Annotated in this window: 18 protein-coding genes; 11 read left to right on the plus strand and 7 right to left on the minus strand. The window is 70.9% G+C overall.

What is annotated here, in order from left to right:
- Nucleotides 1–8: 8 nt before the first annotated feature.
- The 4 genes from I4J89_RS35355 to I4J89_RS35370 form a co-directional block, all read right to left on the minus strand.
- Nucleotides 9–896, minus strand: a complete 888-nt coding sequence (locus tag I4J89_RS35355) for a carbohydrate ABC transporter permease (protein ID WP_196418506.1) — start codon at nucleotides 894–896, stop codon at nucleotides 9–11.
- The gene (locus I4J89_RS35360) at nucleotides 893–1,852 is read right to left on the minus strand and encodes a carbohydrate ABC transporter permease (RefSeq protein WP_196418507.1); all 960 of its coding nucleotides are present in this window, start codon (nucleotides 1,850–1,852) and stop codon (nucleotides 893–895) included. The genes I4J89_RS35355 and I4J89_RS35360 overlap by 4 nt, the downstream gene beginning before the upstream one ends.
- 41 nt (nucleotides 1,853–1,893) lie before the next feature.
- Nucleotides 1,894–3,249, minus strand: a complete 1,356-nt coding sequence (locus tag I4J89_RS35365; protein ID WP_196418508.1) for an ABC transporter substrate-binding protein — start codon at nucleotides 3,247–3,249, stop codon at nucleotides 1,894–1,896.
- 128 nt (nucleotides 3,250–3,377) lie between these two features.
- Entirely contained in the window at nucleotides 3,378–3,857 is a 480-nt protein-coding gene (locus I4J89_RS35370) for a methyltransferase family protein (RefSeq protein WP_196418509.1), read from the minus strand.
- 116 nt (nucleotides 3,858–3,973) lie between these two features.
- Here I4J89_RS35370 and I4J89_RS35375 point away from each other — a divergent pair, with 116 nt between their 5' ends.
- Genes I4J89_RS35375 through I4J89_RS35390 form a run of 4 tightly spaced genes read left to right on the plus strand, consistent with a single transcriptional unit; the run spans nucleotide 3,974 to nucleotide 6,329 of the window.
- Nucleotides 3,974–4,363: a YbaB/EbfC family nucleoid-associated protein gene (locus tag I4J89_RS35375; protein ID WP_196418510.1), complete on the plus strand. Its 390-nt coding sequence runs from the start codon at nucleotides 3,974–3,976 to the stop codon at nucleotides 4,361–4,363.
- A 1-nt stretch (nucleotide 4,364) separates the two neighbouring features.
- On the plus strand, nucleotides 4,365–4,685 hold the full coding sequence (locus tag I4J89_RS35380) for a WXG100 family type VII secretion target (RefSeq protein ID WP_196418511.1): 321 nt from the start codon (nucleotides 4,365–4,367) through the stop codon (nucleotides 4,683–4,685).
- Nucleotides 4,682–5,731 (plus strand): HNH/ENDO VII family nuclease, encoded by a 1,050-nt coding sequence (locus I4J89_RS51700; RefSeq protein WP_309238606.1) that lies wholly within the window; start codon nucleotides 4,682–4,684, stop codon nucleotides 5,729–5,731. The genes I4J89_RS35380 and I4J89_RS51700 overlap by 4 nt, the downstream gene beginning before the upstream one ends.
- Before the next feature lie 31 nt (nucleotides 5,732–5,762).
- On the plus strand, nucleotides 5,763–6,329 hold the full coding sequence (locus I4J89_RS35390) for a suppressor of fused domain protein (protein ID WP_196418512.1): 567 nt from the start codon (nucleotides 5,763–5,765) through the stop codon (nucleotides 6,327–6,329).
- Nucleotides 6,330–6,344: 15 nt separating this feature from the next.
- Here the strand turns inward: I4J89_RS35390 and eno are convergent, their stop codons facing one another.
- A complete protein-coding gene (eno, locus tag I4J89_RS35395) occupies nucleotides 6,345–7,619 on the minus strand; it encodes a phosphopyruvate hydratase (RefSeq protein WP_196418513.1) in 1,275 nt (424 codons plus the stop codon).
- Between the two features lie 119 nt (nucleotides 7,620–7,738).
- Between eno and I4J89_RS35400 the strand changes: the two genes are divergently transcribed.
- From I4J89_RS35400 to I4J89_RS35430, 7 genes are read left to right on the plus strand one after another with little or no spacing between them, the layout of a single operon-like run.
- A complete protein-coding gene (locus I4J89_RS35400; RefSeq protein ID WP_196418514.1) occupies nucleotides 7,739–8,623 on the plus strand; it encodes a MerR family transcriptional regulator in 885 nt (294 codons plus the stop codon).
- A gap of 52 nt (nucleotides 8,624–8,675) precedes the next feature.
- Nucleotides 8,676–9,293 (plus strand): hypothetical protein, encoded by a 618-nt coding sequence (locus tag I4J89_RS35405; protein WP_196418515.1) that lies wholly within the window; start codon nucleotides 8,676–8,678, stop codon nucleotides 9,291–9,293.
- A gap of 55 nt (nucleotides 9,294–9,348) precedes the next feature.
- Entirely contained in the window at nucleotides 9,349–9,900 is a 552-nt protein-coding gene (locus I4J89_RS35410; RefSeq protein ID WP_196418516.1) for an RNA polymerase sigma factor, read from the plus strand.
- Nucleotides 9,897–10,697, plus strand: a complete 801-nt coding sequence (locus I4J89_RS35415; RefSeq protein WP_196418517.1) for a hypothetical protein — start codon at nucleotides 9,897–9,899, stop codon at nucleotides 10,695–10,697. Before I4J89_RS35410 ends, I4J89_RS35415 begins: the two co-directional genes overlap by 4 nt.
- 11 nt (nucleotides 10,698–10,708) lie before the next feature.
- Nucleotides 10,709–11,509, plus strand: a complete 801-nt coding sequence (locus I4J89_RS35420; RefSeq protein ID WP_196418518.1) for an ABC transporter ATP-binding protein — start codon at nucleotides 10,709–10,711, stop codon at nucleotides 11,507–11,509.
- Nucleotides 11,506–12,828 (plus strand): hypothetical protein, encoded by a 1,323-nt coding sequence (locus I4J89_RS35425; RefSeq protein WP_196418519.1) that lies wholly within the window; start codon nucleotides 11,506–11,508, stop codon nucleotides 12,826–12,828. The genes I4J89_RS35420 and I4J89_RS35425 overlap by 4 nt, the downstream gene beginning before the upstream one ends.
- A complete protein-coding gene (locus tag I4J89_RS35430) occupies nucleotides 12,825–13,430 on the plus strand; it encodes a hypothetical protein (protein ID WP_196418520.1) in 606 nt (201 codons plus the stop codon). The genes I4J89_RS35425 and I4J89_RS35430 overlap by 4 nt, the downstream gene beginning before the upstream one ends.
- A 204-nt stretch (nucleotides 13,431–13,634) precedes the next feature.
- Here I4J89_RS35430 and I4J89_RS35435 read toward each other — a convergent pair whose 3' ends face one another.
- Together I4J89_RS35435 and I4J89_RS35440 are read right to left on the minus strand one after the other, a co-directional pair.
- Complete coding sequence (locus I4J89_RS35435; protein WP_196418521.1) at nucleotides 13,635–14,417, minus strand: ABC transporter permease; 783 nt, start codon at nucleotides 14,415–14,417, stop codon at nucleotides 13,635–13,637.
- Nucleotides 14,414–15,385 (minus strand): ATP-binding cassette domain-containing protein, encoded by a 972-nt coding sequence (locus I4J89_RS35440; protein WP_196418522.1) that lies wholly within the window; start codon nucleotides 15,383–15,385, stop codon nucleotides 14,414–14,416. The genes I4J89_RS35435 and I4J89_RS35440 overlap by 4 nt, the downstream gene beginning before the upstream one ends.
- Between the last annotated feature and the right edge of the window lie 139 nt (nucleotides 15,386–15,524).

A 15,524-nucleotide genomic window follows, 5' to 3' on the forward strand; every position in this document is an offset into this window, starting at 1 on the left:
TTCTGCCGTCACTTGACGGAGCCCAGGGACAGTCCCTGAACGAGCTTGTCCTGGGCGGCGAAGCCGGCCACCAGCACCGGGAGCGAGACGACGAACGCCGCCGCGCAGAGCTGCGCCAGGAACAGACCCTGGCTGGTCACGAAGCTGGTCAGGAACACCGGCGCGGTCTCCGCCACGGTCGCGGTCAGCACCCGGGCGAACAGCAACTCGTTCCAGCTGAAGATGAAGCAGATCAGCGAGGTCGCGGCGATGCCCGGCATGACCACCGGGGCGACGACCGACCGCAGCGTACGGGCCAGGCCGGCGCCGTCCACGCTGGCGGCCTCCAGCATCTCCACCGGCACCTCGATCAGGAAGGACCGCATCATCCAGACGGCGATCGGCAGGTTCATCGAGGTGTAGAACAGAATCAGCAGCCAGATGTTGTCCAGCAGGCCGGTGCTCTGCGCGAACAGGTAGAGCGGCAGCAGGCCGGCGACGACCGGCAGCATCTTGGTGGACAGGAAGAAGAACAGGACGTCGGTCCACTTCTTCACCGGCTTGATGGACAGCGCGTACGCGGCGGGGATCGACAGCAGCAGCACGAGGATCGTGGACACGATGCTCGCGGTCAGCGAGTTCAGCAGGGGCGGCCACGGGCTGGCGCCGCCGGTGAAGAACTCGCGGTAACCCTCGATCGTCAGCGGGGCGAACACCGCCGGCGGGTTGGTCGCCGCGTCCGCCTCGCTGTGGAACGACGTCAGCACCATCCACACCACCGGCAGGAAGAAGAGCAGGCCGATCACCCAGGCGGCGAGCGACAGCAGCGGGCCGCTGCGCGGCTTGCGGGGGCGGCGGGGTTCGCCGGTCTCGGTACGGGTGGCGGGCACCGTGCCGGTCTCGGTGGTCGACGTCATCGGCCTGCCTCCTGCCGGAAGAGCGTGGACACGGTCCGCAGCGCGAACGTGGCGATGATGATCGTGGCGATCACGACGACGACTGCCGCCGCGGAGGCCCGGCCGTAGTCGTGGGCGTTGTAGAACGTCTGATAGATCGCGTACGGCAGGTTCGCCGTGCCCAGACCACCGGAGGTGATGGTGAAGACGGCGTCGAAGTTCTGCACCACGTAGATGGAGCCCAGCAGCCCGCCCAGCTCGAGGTACTGGCGCAGGTGCGGCAGCGTCATGTGCGTGAAGATCTGCCAGGTCGTCGCCCCGTCGATGCGGGCCGCCTCGATCACGTCGAGCGGCCGGCCCTGCAACCCGGCCAGCAGGATCAGCATCATGAACGGCGTCCACTGCCAGACCAGGGCGAAGATGATCGACCAGAGCGGCCCGTTGCTGATCCAGTCCGGCTGCGGCGGGTTGTTCGAGCCGAACAGACCCCAGAGCCAGGTGAGAGCGCCGTTGAACAGGCCGTATTCGGGGTTGTAGAGGGCGTGCTTCCAGAGCAGCGCGGCGGCGACCGGCACGACCAGGAACGGCGCGATCATCATGGTGCGGACCGCGCCACGGCCCAGGAACTTGCGGTCGAGCAGCAGGGCGATGCCGAGCCCCAGCAGCAGGCTGATGAGCACGACGGAGGCGGTGAGCAGGACGGTCGTCCACACCGCTTCACGCATGTTGACGTCGGTGAGGACGCGGGCGAAGTTGTCGAACCCGGCGAAGCCGATCTCGTCGGGGTAGTAGGCGTTCCAGTTCATGAACGAGATGACCAGGGTCACCACGAACGGCAACTGCGTCACCACGATCATGAAGATCAGCGCCGGCAGCAACGGTGCCCGGCGACCCCAATTGGCGGTACGCCTGGCGCCCGCCGAGGCTGATCTCGGTTCGGGCCGTTCCTGGTCGATCTTCTCCGCCGCGAGAGTCATGCCGCGGTCCCCTTCCGTGGAGCCTTCCGTGGAGCCGAAGGTCAGCCCTGCCGGGCGCGATAGCGTTCGGCGACGTCGTCCGCCAACTCCTGGCCGCGGTCCAGCGCCTCCTCGACGCTCATCCGGCCGGCGATCGCCGAGCTGACGTACTGGGAGACCTGGGTACCGAGGTCGGTGAACTCCGGGATGTCGATGAACTGGATGCCGATCGCCGGCCGCGGCTGCACCCCGGGATTACGCGGGTCGGCGCTGGCGATGGCCTCCAGCTGCGGCTTCGCGAACGCGCCCGCTTCCTGCAGGTACTGCGGGTTCTCGTACGTCGAGGCGCGTTTGCCGGCCGGGACCCGCGACCAGCCCAGCTCGCTGCCGACCAGCTCCTCGTACTGGCGGCTCGACGCCCAGGAGATGAACTTCCACGCGTTGTCCTTGCGCTCGCTGGCCTGCTGGATGCTCCAGGACCAGGCGTAGAGCCAGCCGGAACTCTTGGTCTTGACGACGGGCGCCGCGACGTAGCCCATCCTGCCCTTGACGGGTGAGTCGGCCGCCTCCAGCGATCCGGCGGCGCTGGTGGCGTCATACCACATCGCCGCGTTGCCCTGCACCATGTTGTTCAGGCACTCGGTGAAGCCGGCCTGCGGCGCACCGATCTCACCGTGGTTGCGGACCAGATCGACGTAGAACCGGGTGGCCTCGATGAACTCCGGTGCGTTCACCTGGGCCTGCCAGTCCGCGGTGAACCAGGTGCCGCCGAACGTGTTAACCACGGTGGTCAGCGGCGCGAAGACCTGGCCCCAGCCGGGCTGGCCGCGCAGGCAGATCCCCGCCATCCCGGGCACCTTCCCGTCGACCCGGGCGGCGATGTCGGCGACCTGCGGCCAGGTCGGGTTGGCCGGCATCGAGATGCCCTGCTGGTCCAGCACGTCCTTGCGGTACATCAGGAACGACGACTCGCCGTAGAACGGCTCGCCGTAGATCTTTCCGTCCTCCGCGGTCAGCGACTGCGTCATCGGCGTCAGGACGTCGTCCTGGTCGAATTCCGGATCGGCCGCGATGTACGCGTCGAGCGGGGCGATCCACTCGCTCTTGGCGTAGATCGGGATCTCGAAATTGCTCAGCGAGGCGACGTCGTACTGCCCGGCCTGGCTGGAGAACTCCTGGCTGATCTTGTCACGGACGTCGTTCTCCGGCAGGACCGTGAAGTTCACTCCGATGCCGGTCTCCGCCGTGAAGTGCTGCGCGGTGAGCCGCTGCAGGTCGACCATCTGGGGGTTGTTCACCATCAGCACGCTGATGCTGTTGGCGCCGGTGCCGGTGTTCGTGCCGCCCCACCCGGCGCATCCGGCGGCCACGATGGCCAGGGTCGCGGTTACCGCTGCTGAGAGGACCCGTACGCGCACTTGACGCCTCCACGGAGCAGTTCGGTCCTGTGACGTGGGTTACAGGACCAGCCCAGTAGATGCCTGCCATCGACGAGTGTCAACTTGGAGTAGCCGGGCGATAACGGTCAGTGCCAATCAGGTGACCGTCACCGGGCCGGCCGCGCGCCCGCGAGCTTCGGGACGAACCGTGGCGTGCGCCGGGCGTACTCCTGGTACTCCGGGAAGCGTGCCCGCATCTGCCGCTCCTCCCAGCCGGCCTTGACCACCAGCAGCGCGCACAGCGCGGCGCCGGCGGCCGGCCGGACCCGGCCGCCGGCGGTCAGGCCGCGTACGGCGGAGGCCGCCATCACGCCGGTGTAGATCGGGTGCCGCACCACCGCGTACGCCCCGCCGGTGCGCAACCGGCTGCCCTCGCGCGGCAGCGGCATCGGGGTGAGGTCCGGACCGAGCTCGCGGCCACCGGCGACGGCCACCAGGGCACCCGTGCCGATGGCCAGGCCGGCAGCCGCCCGGACGGCCACGGATCGGCGAGCGCCGGCCCGCCGCGGCGCGAAGAGCAGGACGAACAACGCCGACTGGGCGACCACGAAGCCGTACCCGAGCATTCGTTCGGCCCTGTCCCGCATGGCTGCCTCGCTCTCCCTCGGAGGCTTCCGATCGTATCGAGCACGTCGGTCTGAACCGGATGGACCGAACAGGTGTAGCCCAGAAAGAGCACCGCCGATCGGTCAAGGAGGACGACGTGACATCCGAGTTCTCGCTCAACGGTTTGCCGGCACACGTCGACGAGACGCTCACCCGCATGCGCTCGGTCATGGGCGCGGATCCCGGCGCGCAACCGGTGCACGGCCGCGGACAGGATCCAGCCGGACACGTACGGGTCACGGTCGCCCCCGGCGGCTACCTCGACCTGCTGGACCTCGATCCGCGGTGGCTCTGCCAGAGCGACGCGGAGCAGGTGTCGGCCGCGATCAGGGAGGCCGTACGCGACGCCGTCGACGACGCCCGCCGGCAGCTCAGCCGGCAGAACCCGGCCGAGGAGATCGAGGCGATCGTCCGGGTCCTGGACGAGACCCTGGACGGGATCGCCAACGACGTCGCCCGTGCCCAGAGCCGGATCTCCGGGCGCTGAGATGCCGAACCTGGATTTCGACCCGGCCCATGTACGGCAGTGCGGCACCGAGGTCGGCCGGCGCGGCGACGACCTGACCGAGGCCGTCGGGCGGCTGCGGGCCGAGGTGACCGGTGCCGGGTCGCCGTGGGGTGGTGACGAGTTCGGCACCCTGTTCGCGGCCGCGTACACCAGCATCACCGACCTGGCCCTGAACAAGTACGGCGAGCTGGCCACCCGGCTCACCGGGGTGGGTGACGACCTGCGGGTCGTGGCCGACGAGGTGGAAGCCACCGACCAGGGCAACGCCGCCGGCGTCACCGGGGCGGGAGGTGTGCCGTGAGCATCGAACTGCCCGGCCCGATGGTGTGGGTCATCAACCTGCTCGGCTACAGCTGGCCGGAGGCCGACGAGGACGCGATGGCGGCGGCGGGCCAGGCCTGGCATGCCTTCGCCGCCACCCTGCGCGAGACCGACGGCGCCGCTTCCGGCGTCGTCCGGGAGATGACGCACTTCAACACGGCCGCCAGCCTGGAGGCGTTCGCCCAGTCCTGGCCGACCGACCAGCATCACCACGAACTGGGCGTCGACGCCGCGGACCTCACCGGAACCATGCTCGAGGGCGGCAGCACGGCGGTGCAGGCCACCAAGATCGCCATCCTGGGCATCCTCGCGGTGACCGCGGCGTCGATCGCCGCGGCGGCGGCCGCGACCCCCTTCACGCTCGGCGCCTCCCAGGCCGCGTCGCTGGCCGCGCAGCAGGCGGGCCGGATCGGCGTCCGCAAGGTTCTCGACGCGCTGCGCGACCGGGCCGAGCGCGAACTCACCACCGGCATGCGCAACGCCATCGAGGACCGGCTCAAGCGGATCAACCCGATGCAGAGCTCGGCCACCGGCGGTGCGCCCAAGATGGCCGACGCCGGGAAGCTCCGCAAGCAGCGCCCCAAGCTGCGCAAATCCACCCAGCTTCAGGTCTTCAAGGACGCCAGGCGCGCGCCCAACGGCGAGGACTTCGTGTGTCCCGAGACCGGGAAGATCATCCCGGCCGCACGCGACGCCAACGGCGCCCCGCTCCGGTTCGACGAGAACGGGCGGCCCGACCCCGACGGCTTCACCGTTCCCGCGCCCAACCCGCGCAGCGGCGCCGGCGATCCGATCTTCCACTTCGGGCACGTGTCCGACAGCGAGTACCGCCGCCTGGTCCAGATGGTCGAGGACCACCCCGGCCGGTTCACCCAGAAGGAGGTGCTCGACGAGTTCAACGATCCTCGCCACTACCGGGTGGAAGAGCCGGGAAACAACGTCGGCCACGGATCCGAGTCCCAGGCACCGGGCTACGGTCACTATGGTTCGATGCTGAACAACGGACCGCAGCCGCCGCCGCAGTGAACCAACCGAGACCACGGAAGGGCCGACCGGCGTGAGCGCAACCGAGAAGTACTCCGGCTTCCTCGACCACATCCAGTCCTACCTGGGACCGGTACGAGAGACCGAGCCACCCACCGTGACCGGCGGCAACCGCGGCTACGCGCTGTTCTTCTGCCGGACACCGGACGACGACCTGCTCTCCGTCGTCACCAACGGCCTGCGCTTCCAGCCGATCACCGCGGTCCTGCCGCAGGAGCTCGTCTGCACCGTGCACTCGGTGCAGCGCAAGGCGGCCCACCTGATCACCGCCCTCACCGCCGAGGTGGTGATGAAGGGCCGCCGGGGCCTCGCCCTGGAGCAGGTGATCCCGTCCCCGGGCCCGCTCGTCCCGGACAGCGACATCGGCGGGGTGATCGCCGCCGCACACCCCTACGCCGACGACGAGTTCGACATGTTGCGGTCCGCCGAGGGCGCGGTCGAACTCCAGCTGATCACGCTGATCCCGGCCACCACCGGGGAACTGCTCTACGCCGAGCGGCACGGCACCGGCGCGCTGTTCGAGCAGTGGGAGACCCGGGAGACCGACCTGCTGGACGCCTTCCGCCGATCCGCCGTGTGACGCCGACGCTGCCGATCACCGCGGTCCGGCGGCACCGGCATAGTGCGCCGCCCGGCCGAGTTCCTCCTCGATGCGGATGAGCTGGTTGTACTTGGCGGTCCGGTCGCTGCGTGACAGCGAGCCGGTCTTGATCTGCCCGCAGCCGGTGGCGACGGCCAGGTCGGCGATGGTCGTGTCCTCGGTCTCGCCGGAGCGGTGCGACATGACCACCCGGTAGCCCGCCCGGTGCGCGGTGTCGACCGTACGCAGTGTCTCGGTGAGCGTACCGATCTGGTTGACCTTGACCAGGATCGCATTGGCGTAGCCGTCGCGGATGCCGCTGAGCAGCCGGTCCGCGTCGGTGCAGAACACGTCGTCGCCGACCAGTTGGAGCCGCTCGCCCGCCCGTTGCGTGAGCCGCTTCCAGCCGTCGAAGTCGTCCTCGGCCATCGGGTCCTCGATCGAGGTGATCGGATACCGGCCGGCCAGCTCCAGCAGGTACGTGATGTGCTCGTCCACCGAACGTTTGCGGCCCTCTCCGGCGTACGCGTAGGCGCCGTCGCGAAAGAACTCGGAGCTGGCCGGATCGAGGCAGACGGTGATGTCCGTACCGGGCCGGTATCCGGAGTCCTCGATCGCTCGCACGACGAAGGTCAGGGCCTCGTCGGCGTCGGCGAAGTCCGGCGCGAACCCGCCCTCGTCGCCGACGTTGGTGCTGTGCCCGGCCGCGGCGAGCTGCCCGCGCAGCGTGTGGAACACCTCGGAGCCCATCCGTACGGCCTCGAAGAAGGTGGTCGCGCCGACCGGGGCGATCATGAACTCCTGGAAGTCGAGCGGGTTGTCGGCGTGCGCACCGCCGTTGATGATGTTCATCATCGGCACCGGCAGCAGGGTGGCCCCGACACCGCCGACGTAGCGGTAGAGCGGCAGCCGGTGAGCCTGCGCGGCGGCCTTCACGGTCGCGAGCGACACCCCGAGGATCGCGTTGGCGCCGAGGCGGCCCTTGTCCTTCGTCCCGTCCAGCTCGATCATCGCCGCGTCGACGAGCGCCTGGTCCTCGGCGTCCAGACCGGTCACGGCGTCGGCGATCGCACCGTTGACCGCGGCAACGGCCTTGCTCACGCCCTTGCCGTGGAAGCGGCGCGGGTCACCGTCGCGCAGCTCGACCGCCTCGTTCGCGCCGGTCGACGCACCGGACGGCACAGCGGCCCGCCCCGTCGAACCGTCCACCAGCACCACATCCACCTCGACGCTCGGATTGCCCCGGCTGTCGAGGATCTGCCGTCCGAAAACCCGGCTGATGGCCGTCATCGCACACTCCCTGGTCCTGTCGTTGATGCGGGACCAGACTGGCCGTCCGGCCGGCCGGCTGTCATCGCGAGAAGGAGCACGTTGACCCGTACCCCGGGGTACGGGTTTAAGGTCGCGGCATGCGCGTGGGGGAACTGGCTCGGCGGACCGGCACGACCATCCGGGCGTTGCGCTACTACGAGGAAGCCGGGCTGGTCATGCCGCGCCGGCTGGGCAACGGCTACCGCGACTACGACCCGATCGCGGAACGCCAGGTGACCCAGATCCGCGAACTCATGGCCCTCGGCCTCACCGTGGAGGAGACCCGGCCGTTCGTCGAGTCCATCGCCAACGACGAGGACGTGTGCGCGGCCGCCGTGGCCACGTTCCGCAGCACCGTCACGAGCCTGCAGACCCGCATCGGCGAACTGACCGCCCAGCGCGAGGCGCTCGACGCCCGCATCGACGACGCCGCCCGCCAGGTCGTGACCAGCGCGCCCACCGCCGGTGCCGAGCCCGTCGACCTGATCGGCAGGCCGCTGCCGCCGCTGCACTTCTACGCCACCGACGGCCGGCCGATCGACCTGCACGACCTCGGTCCCGGCCGCAGCGTCCTGTTCGTCTATCCGCTCACCGGCCGGCCCGGTGTCGACCTGCCCCGCGGCCTGCTCGAGGTCCATGGCGCCCGCAGCCGGGACAACTGGATGCGCGACCACCACGCCGAGATCCGCACGGCCGGAGCCGCACGCGTGTACGGCCTGTCCGCCCAGTCCACCGGGTATCAGCGCGAACTGGCACACCGGCTCCGGTTGCCGTACCCGCTGATTCCCGACCCGCGGCTGACCCTGGCCACCGCCGCCCGCCTGCCGGCCCGCACGGTCGGCGACCTGATCGTCTACGAGCGGCTGACCCTGATCGTCGCCGACGATCTGGTGGAGCACGTCTTCCACCCGATCCCCGACCCGGTGTCACACGCGCTGGACGTCATCCGCTGGCTCAACCGGCGGCGGCGCACCGGCGGATAGCAGCTCACCCACCTCGCGCTCGCGCCCGCCGCCGGGACCATACCCTGGCCGGGTGACAAACCTCGACATCCTCGGCTGGGCCGGATCCGCCCTGCTCATCTGGTCTCTGCTGCAGAGCCGTCTGCTGCGCCTGCGGGCCTTGAACCTGGCCGGCTGCATCGTGCTGATCGGCTTCAACGCGGCGATCGGCGTGTGGCCCATGGTGGGCCTCAACGTCGTGCTCGCCGTGATCAACATCTGGTATCTGTGGCGGATGCTGGCCACCCGCCACGACGACAAGACGTACCAGGTGGTCGAGGTGGGTACCGGCGACGAGTTCCTGGCGCACACGCTGCGGCTGCATCACGACGACATCGTCCGGTTCAACCCGGGCTTCGCCTGGGACGAGGACGCGCGCCGCGATGCCGCCGCGTTCCTGGTGGTCAGCGGGGACGAACTGGTCGGCGTGGTGCTTTTCCGTACGGCCGGGGACGGGGTGGCGCAGGTGATCCTCGACTACGTCACCCAGCGCTACCGGGACTTCACCCCGGGCGAGTTCGTCTTCCGGCAGAGTCGCTACTTCGCCGACCGTGGCTGCCACACCGTGATCACGCCGCCGGGGATGCAGGCGCCCTACTACGCCCGGCTGGGGTTCGAGCGCCAGGGCGACTCGTACGTGCTTGTTCTGTGACCCAGGTCACAGGCGATCCGGGACCCTGCATGATCCGGCCGTCGTCTTGCTGGGTGTGAAACGAAGCCTGAGAGCGGCCGACGAGGAGGAACTCGTCCGCCGCACCGCCGCCGGCGACCGGCGCGCGTTCGACGAGCTGTACCGGCGTACGTCGCCGTGGCTGCTCACCCGGCTGCGTCGCCGGTGCACCGACGACGACGTGGTCGCCGACGTGATGCAGGAGACCTACCTGGCGGTCTGGCGGGCGGCGGGCAGCTTCGCCGGTGCGGCCACGTCGGGCAGCGCCGCCGGCTGGCTGTGGACCATCGCGGCACACCGGCTCGTCGACGCGTTCCGCCGGCGGGCCCGGCAGAACCAGCTTCCGGCGGTGCCGCTCGTCGAGTCGGTCGCCCCGGCCGCGGAGGACGAGGTCATGGCCGGGCGGGTCGGCCAGGAGCTGGAACAGGCCCTGCTCGTGCTGCCGGCCGAGGCCCGCCAGGTGCTGCGGGCGATGGTTCTCGACGGATTGTCGGTCCGCGAGACGTCCCTGCTGCTGGGCGTGCCGGAGAACACGGTGAAGTCCCGGGCCCGGCGGGCCCGGATCGCTCTTCGGGAGGCGCTGTCATGACCACGCATCCGAGCCCCGCGGTAATCGCCCGCTACGCCGACCGGGAGGCGGACCTCGACGAGGTCATGGTGTGGTCGGTCGAGGTGCACCTGGAGGACTGCGCGGACTGCCGTGCCCTGGTCGCCGCCGGCACGGCCGACGACACTCAGGCGCTGCTCGCCCGGGTCGCCGCCGCCGTGGACCGCGGCATTGCCGCCGGACCGGCTCCCGCCCCGCGCCGGCGCTGGTCGGCGGCACGCAACCGCTGGCTGGTCTGGCGTCTGATGCCGTGGCTGACCATGACGGTGGCGGTCCTGGGCTGCGCGGTCCTGCTCCAGGCGGTGCGGCCGAGCCTGCCGTCGCTGGTGGCGATGCTGGCACCGGTGGCACCACTGCCCGGGGTGGCGATCGCCTGGAGCCGGCGCCACGACCCGGCCTGGGAGCTGATCGCCGGGACACCGGCGGCCGGGCTGACGATGCTGTTACGGCGTACCGCCGGGGTGCTGGCCGTGGTCGTGCCGGCGCTCGCCCTGGCGAGTACGCGTACCGGGGTGTCGTTGGCCTTGACGCTCCTGCCGTGCCTGGCCTTCACCGCCGCGACCATCGCCCTGGGCGCCTTCATCGGGGTCCGGCTGGCCGCGCTCGCGCTCGGCTCCGTCTGGACGCTGGCCGTGGTGCTGCCCGCCATGGACACCGCTGAGCTGCCGCTGGTGCTGCAACCGGGCAGCACGCTCGTGTGGGCGCTGCTCACCCTGGTCCTGGCCGGCCTCGCCGCGACCCGGGCCGACAACTTCCGCAGGCTCGCCAGCCACAACTGAAGGGATTCACGATGCGTACGGTGAGCGCGGCCGAGACGGCCCCCACCACCTATCCGTGGGCGGTACACGCCGAAGGGCTGCGGGTGCGCGCCGGCCGGCACCTGGCCGTCGACGGGCTCGACCTCGCCCTCGGCACCGGTGTCCACGGCCTGCTCGGGCCGAACGGCGCCGGCAAGACCACCCTGATGCGTGCCCTGGCCACGGTGCTGAAACCGGCCGGCGGCCGGCTGACCCTGCTCGGCGAGGCGGTCGACGGCCGAGCCGACCTGCGGCGGGTGCGCCGCGGGCTGGGCTACCTGCCGCAGCAGTTCGGGTTCTACCCACGCTTCACGGTGCGGGAGTTCGTCGAGTACATGGCATGGCTCAAGGAGATGCCGAAGACCGCCGTCCCCGGTGCGGCGCAGCGGGCGATCGAGCGCGTCGGTCTCGCGGCCAAGGCCGGTGCACGGATGAAGACGCTGTCCGGCGGCATGCTGCGCCGGGCCGGCATCGCTCAGGCGATCGTCAACGACCCGGCGGTGCTGCTGCTCGACGAGCCGACCGTCGGCCTCGACCCGGAGCAGCGCCTGGACTTCCGCGAGCTGCTGCGCGACCTGGGCGTCGACAGCTGCCTGCTGGTCTCCACCCATCTCGTCGAGGACGTGGTGGCCGCCTGCACCGACGTGGTGCTGGTCAACGAGGGCCGGCTGGTCTATCAGGGCACTCCGGACGACCTGATCGCGCGGGGTGGCGCGGGCGACCCCGGCGACAGCCCGGCCGAGCGGGGCTACTCCGCACTGCTGCGCCGCCACCGGGCGGAGACCGACCGATGAGCCGTGTCCTGGGTATCGAGCTGCGCCGTTCCGCGGCGCTCGGATCCGCGCTGATCCTGCTGGTGCTCGGCGTGGTGTCGCTGTTCTTCGCCGAGGGGATCGGCTTCGCGGCCGGATGGATGCAGCTGGCCATGACGCAGCGGCTCTACCTGGCCCTGCTGTGGCCACTGGCGCTGGCGGCCGGCGCCTGGCAGGGCTGCCGCGAGCACCGGTCGAAGGTGACCGAACTGTTCGCGAGCACTCCCCGTCCCCGCACGCAGCGGACCCTGCCGACGCTCGGTGCGATGGCAATCGCGGTGGTGTGCGGCTACCTGGCGACGAGCCTCGCCGGCGGCCTGTGGATCGTCAGGACCGCCGAGTACCTGCCGGTACAGGTCTTCGTCGTCACCGCCGTGGGCATCCTGGCGCTCGTCGCGGCGGTCTGGCTCGGCCTGGCGATCGGCCGCCTGCTGCCGTGGCTGGCGATCGCGCCGGCGCTGGGCATCGCGGGCCTCGGCCTGCTGCTGCTCATCCCCGGTGCCACGCGACCGCGCGGCTGGCTGGCCCTGGTGTTCTCGCCGATCTACGAGATGAACATGCCGGGTGACTACGCGACCGTGCCGGGGCGAGTCAGCGCCGCTCAGGCCGTCTGGCTGGCCGTCCTGGCGCTCGCCGCCGTGCTGCTCTTCGTGTCCAGCGGCTGGCGGGTCCGGGTGGCGGCACTGGTGCCGGTGGTGGTGGGTGCCGCTCTGGCGATCACCGTCATGCCCCACCAGAACAGGGTCGTCACTGATGCGATCGACCCGGTGGCCAAAGAACTGGTGTGCGCCGACAACGGGCCGCGCGTGTGCGTCAGCCGGGTCCACGCCGGCCGGCTGCCCGAGGTCGTCCCACCGGCGCGGGAGGCTCTCGCGGTCCTGGCCAAGCTGCCGGACCCGCCCACCGAAGTGCACGAGGACACCACCACATACGTCCCCACGATCTACCCACCGTGGCACCCCGACGTCGTGCTGCTGCGGATCGAGGTCGGATCGGACGGTCACCTCCCGGACAAGGACGGCGTGCTGGCCGAAGCGGTGTCCGGGGCGTTCGCCAGCCCACCCCGGTGCGAGGAACCCACCGACCCGGCGGCCCGGCTGGCCGCCACCTACTGGCTGATCGGACGTGAACCGGTGGCCCGGGACACGTACGACCCGTCCACCATCGACGAGGCCACGCAGCTCTGGAACGACCTGCGGCAACTGCCCGGCGGTGAGGCGGAGGCCCGGGTGGTGGCCCTTCGTCAGGCCGCTGCGAACTGTGCGGCCACCGACGGACTGTTCGGCCAGGGCACGTCATGAGGTGGCTGACGCTGTACCTGCGCTCCCGGCGTGCCCCGATGGCGCTGATCGCGGCCGGCGGCTGCGTGGCGCTGATGTGGTCGCTGTGGTCGATCTTCTCCGACAGCCGGACCGTCGGGGTGGAGCTGGTCGTCCTGACGGTCCTGTTGCTGGTCGCGGCGCTGACCGCGACGCTTGGCGGCCCCGACGACGCGTTGGAGGGGACCGCTGCGTTCTCCTGGTGGCCGCGCCGGATCGCTCACGTGCTGGCGGCCTTCCTTGTGGTGGCGCTGTTGCTGCTGATCACGTCGGTCACCGGAGCCCGTTTCGGACCCGCCTGGCTGGTGGTACGCGACGCGGCCGGGCTGATCGGCCTGACCGCGCTGGGCGCCGCGACGATCGGCACGGCCCGGGCGTGGTTCCTGCCGCTGGGCTGGACCCTGGCCGCGGTGCTGTTCCCCCAGTCCGGACCGGCCGTGGCCCGGATCCTGACCTGGCAGGCGCAGCCCCCGGCCAGCACCGCCGCGGCCGCGACGGCCGGCCTGCTCGCGCTCGCCGGGCTGGTCGTTTACGCGCTGGCCGGCCCGCTCCGGAGCGCCCCAGCCGAGGCCGCCCAGCAGTAACGGGCCCCGCCCGCAGCACCCCCGCCGAGGCCGCCCAGCAGTAACGGCCCCGCCCTCGACGAGGCCGCGCGACCACCTGGCTGGGCCCGGCGGTCGCGCTGGGGCCGGGACCAGGCAGTCGGTCGCGCGGGAGAGCGGGGACGGTCTCGAAATGGTGGGAACTGCCGGAACGCGTACCGAAAAGAAAGCGGAAGCGAAACGGCGCTATCGGGTCGTGCGTGCGTTGTACTTGCGCTTGGCCCACAGGTAGGAGGCCAGGGAGATGCCCGCACACCAGGCCAGGGCGACGATTCCGCTGGAGCCGATTCCGGTGCCGAGCAGCAGTCCGCGCAGGGTTTCGATGATCGGGGTGAACGGCTGGTGCTCGGCGAAGGCGCGCAGCCCGGCCGGCATCGTCTCGGTGGGCACGAATCCGCTGCCCAGGAACGGCAGCAGGCTCAGGAACATGGGCGTGTTGCTGGCCGTCTCGACGCTGTCGGCGACGATTCCGAGCGCTACGGCGAACCAGGTCAGCGCGAAGGCGGTGGCGAGCAGCACGCCGAACACGGCGAGCCACTCGATCGGGGTGGCGTTGGGGCGGAAGCCGATGAGCAGGGCGACGCCGAGTACGGCGAGCACGGCCAGGAAGTTCTGCACCAGGCTGCCGAGAACGTGCCCGGTCAGCAGCGAACCGCGGGCGATGGCCATGCTGCGGAACCGGTCGACGATGCCTTCGGTCATGTCCGTCGCCACCGAGATGGCGGGGCCGGCGGCGGCCCCGGCCACGGTGAACAGCAGGATGCCCGGGGTCAGATAGTTCACGTACTCGGCGCGGCCGCCGCCGATCGCGGTGCCGACCGCTCCGCCGAAGACGTACACGAACAGCAGCAGGAAGATCACGGGCATGCCGATGAGCATCCCGGTCAGCGACGGGTACCGGCGCAGGTGCAGCAACTGCCGGCGCAGCATGGTCCGGGAGTCGGTGAGTGCGTGGGCCATGGTGGTCATCGGGTCTCCTCGGATGCCGGATTCGTGGTGGCGGGCGCGCCGGTGAAGGCGAAGAACACGTCGTCCAGGTCGGGGGTGTGGATGGCCAGGTGATCGGGCTTGGCGCCGACCAGCTCGAGAGTGCCGAGCACGGCCTGCAACGAGGCGACGTCGCCGTCGCTGGGCACCTGGAGGGTCAGCGCGTCGTCGTCGCGGTGCGTCGTGTTCAACGCGTCGGCCGCCGCCCGCAACGCGGCCGGGTCGGTGAAGCGCAACAGCAGGTGGCCGCCGGGGATCCGGCGTTTGAGCTCGTCGGCGGTGCCTTCGACGACGATGCGGCCGTGGTCGAGCACGGCGATCCGGTCGGCGAGCTGGTCCGCCTCGTCGAGGTACTGAGTGGTGAGGAAGACCGTGACGCCCTCGGCGACGAGTTCCCGGACGATCTGCCACATCGCGTGCCGGCTGCGCGGGTCGAGGCCGGTGGTGGGCTCGTCCAGGAAGATCAGCCGGGGGTCGCCGACCAGGGTCATCGCCAGGTCCAGGCGGCGCTGCTGGCCGCCGGAGAGCAGCGACACCGGCTTTCCGGCGGACTCGCCGAGGTCGAACCGCTCGATCAGCCGGGCCACCCGCCGGCCGCCCTCGGTACGGCCGAGCCGGTGCAGGTCGGCCATCAGCCGCAGGTTCTCCCGGACCGTCAGCAGGCGGTCGACGGCCGCGAACTGGCCGGTCAGGCCGATCGCCGCGCGCACCCCGTCGGGATCGGAGTGCAGATCGTGCCCGGCCACGCGGATCGAGCCGCCGTCCGCCGGCAGCAGGGTGGCGAGGATCCGCACCATGGTCGTCTTGCCGGCGCCGTTCGGGCCGAGCAGCGCGAAGACGGTGCCCTCGGTGACGGTCAGGTCGATGCCGTCGAGGACCACCTTCTCGCCGAAGGTCTTGCGCAGGCCGGCCACCGATACGGCGGGCCGGGTGTGGACTGTCGTTGTCATCTACGCCTCCTGGGCGGTTTCCGGGCAGATTCCATCGCCGGCCGGGACACGAAAGCCTCAGCCGGTTTCGGGCAGGTTCCATCGCCGACCGGGGCACGAAAGCCTCGGCCGGTTTCCTCAGGGGGCCCGTCGCCGGCCG

The organism is Actinoplanes aureus (assembly GCF_015704865.1).
GTDB lineage: Bacteria > Actinomycetota > Actinomycetes > Mycobacteriales > Micromonosporaceae > Actinoplanes > Actinoplanes aureus.

Coding starts and splice junctions, on each gene's coding strand:
- I4J89_RS35355 (WP_196418506.1), bottom strand. CDS start 896: ATGACGTCGACCACCGAGACCGGCACGGTGCCCGCCACCCGTACCGAG.
- I4J89_RS35360 (WP_196418507.1), bottom strand. CDS start 1,852: ATGACTCTCGCGGCGGAGAAGATCGACCAGGAACGGCCCGAACCGAGA.
- I4J89_RS35370 (WP_196418509.1), bottom strand. CDS start 3,857: ATGCGGGACAGGGCCGAACGAATGCTCGGGTACGGCTTCGTGGTCGCC.
- I4J89_RS35380 (WP_196418511.1), top strand. CDS start 4,365: ATGCCGAACCTGGATTTCGACCCGGCCCATGTACGGCAGTGCGGCACC.
- eno (WP_196418513.1), bottom strand. CDS start 7,619: ATGACGGCCATCAGCCGGGTTTTCGGACGGCAGATCCTCGACAGCCGG.
- I4J89_RS35400 (WP_196418514.1), top strand. CDS start 7,739: ATGCGCGTGGGGGAACTGGCTCGGCGGACCGGCACGACCATCCGGGCG.
- I4J89_RS35415 (WP_196418517.1), top strand. CDS start 9,897: ATGACCACGCATCCGAGCCCCGCGGTAATCGCCCGCTACGCCGACCGG.
- I4J89_RS35420 (WP_196418518.1), top strand. CDS start 10,709: ATGCGTACGGTGAGCGCGGCCGAGACGGCCCCCACCACCTATCCGTGG.
- I4J89_RS35425 (WP_196418519.1), top strand. CDS start 11,506: ATGAGCCGTGTCCTGGGTATCGAGCTGCGCCGTTCCGCGGCGCTCGGA.
- I4J89_RS35430 (WP_196418520.1), top strand. CDS start 12,825: ATGAGGTGGCTGACGCTGTACCTGCGCTCCCGGCGTGCCCCGATGGCG.
- I4J89_RS35435 (WP_196418521.1), bottom strand. CDS start 14,417: ATGACCACCATGGCCCACGCACTCACCGACTCCCGGACCATGCTGCGC.
- I4J89_RS35440 (WP_196418522.1), bottom strand. CDS start 15,385: ATGACAACGACAGTCCACACCCGGCCCGCCGTATCGGTGGCCGGCCTG.